Origin of the sequence: Lentibacillus sp. L22, assembly GCF_040812445.1 — a bacterium.
Taxonomy (GTDB): Bacteria; Bacillota; Bacilli; order Bacillales; family Amphibacillaceae; genus Lentibacillus_C; species Lentibacillus_C daqui.
Genome location: NZ_JBFNXI010000095.1, coordinates 1 through 1,804 on the forward strand (window position 1 = coordinate 1; position 1,804 = coordinate 1,804).

General features: G+C 52.0%; 1 rRNA gene. It reads left to right on the forward strand.

The annotated features are described in order from the left end of the window. Positions 1 to 162: 162 nt before the first annotated feature. A 16S ribosomal RNA gene (locus ABRT01_RS18170) occupies positions 163 to 1,728 on the forward strand. Positions 1,729 to 1,804: the final 76 nt, after the last annotated feature.

Consider the following 1,804-nt stretch of genomic DNA (forward strand, 5'->3'; position numbering starts at 1 on the left):
TTGCTCTTTGAAAACTGAACAAAACAACCAGTATGTAACAGATGTCAGAGGTTGAGGTTAGAAGTTAGATCAATTGATTTGATGGAAAACGCAGACCCTGGAATCAATTTTTGCAGCTAAGAATTTAGATGAAATTAATTGGTGTTAATTTTATCACAAACTTTTTTGGAGAGTTTGATCTTGGCTCAGGACGAACGCTGGCGGCGTGCCTAATACATGCAAGTCGAGCGCGGGAAGCAAGTGGATCCTCATCTGAGGTGACACTTGTGGAACGAGCGGCGGACGGGTGAGTAACACGTGGGCAACCTGCCTGTAAGATCGGGATAACTCGCGGAAACGTGAGCTAATACCGGATAATACTTTTTCCTGCATGGGAGGAAGTTGAAAGATGGCTTTGGCTATCACTTACAGATGGGCCCGCGGCGCATTAGTTAGTTGGTGGGGTAAAGGCTCACCAAGGCGACGATGCGTAGCCGACCTGAGAGGGTGATCGGCCACACTGGGACTGAGACACGGCCCAGACTCCTACGGGAGGCAGCAGTAGGGAATCTTCCGCAATGGACGAAAGTCTGACGGAGCAACGCCGCGTGAGTGATGAAGGTCTTCGGATCGTAAAACTCTGTTGTGAGGGAAGAACAAGTATTGTTCGAACAGGGCAGTACCTTGACGGTACCTCACCAGAAAGCCCCGGCTAACTACGTGCCAGCAGCCGCGGTAATACGTAGGGGGCAAGCGTTGTCCGGAATTATTGGGCGTAAAGCGCGCGCAGGCGGTCTTTTAAGTCTGATGTGAAATCTTGCGGCTTAACCGCAAGCGGTCATTGGAAACTGGAGGACTTGAGTGCAGAAGAGGAGAGTGGAATTCCACGTGTAGCGGTGAAATGCGTAGAGATGTGGAGGAACACCAGTGGCGAAGGCGACTCTCTGGTCTGTAACTGACGCTGAGGCGCGAAAGCGTGGGTAGCGAACAGGATTAGATACCCTGGTAGTCCACGCCGTAAACGATGAGTGCTAGGTGTTAGGGGGTTTCCGCCCCTTAGTGCTGAAGTTAACGCATTAAGCACTCCGCCTGGGGAGTACGGCCGCAAGGCTGAAACTCAAAAGAATTGACGGGGGCCCGCACAAGCGGTGGAGCATGTGGTTTAATTCGAAGCAACGCGAAGAACCTTACCAGGTCTTGACATCCTCTGATGGCGGTAGAGATACCGTGTTCCCTTCGGGGACAGAGTGACAGGTGGTGCATGGTTGTCGTCAGCTCGTGTCGTGAGATGTTGGGTTAAGTCCCGCAACGAGCGCAACCCTTAATCTTAGTTGCCAGCATTAAGTTGGGCACTCTAAGGTGACTGCCGGTGACAAACCGGAGGAAGGTGGGGATGACGTCAAATCATCATGCCCCTTATGACCTGGGCTACACACGTGCTACAATGGATGGAACAAAGGGCAGCGAAGCGGCGACGCATTAGCTAATCCCATAAAACCATTCTCAGTTCGGATTGCAGGCTGCAACTCGCCTGCATGAAGCCGGAATCGCTAGTAATCGCGGATCAGCATGCCGCGGTGAATACGTTCCCGGGCCTTGTACACACCGCCCGTCACACCACGAGAGTTGGCAACACCCGAAGTCGGTGAGGTAACCTTTTGGAGCCAGCCGCCGAAGGTGGGGCCAATGATTGGGGTGAAGTCGTAACAAGGTAGCCGTATCGGAAGGTGCGGCTGGATCACCTCCTTTCTAAGGATTATATTACGGAACGGGAAGTTTATTCCTAAGACATACTCGGTTGTTTGGTTCAGTTTTGAGAGAGTAA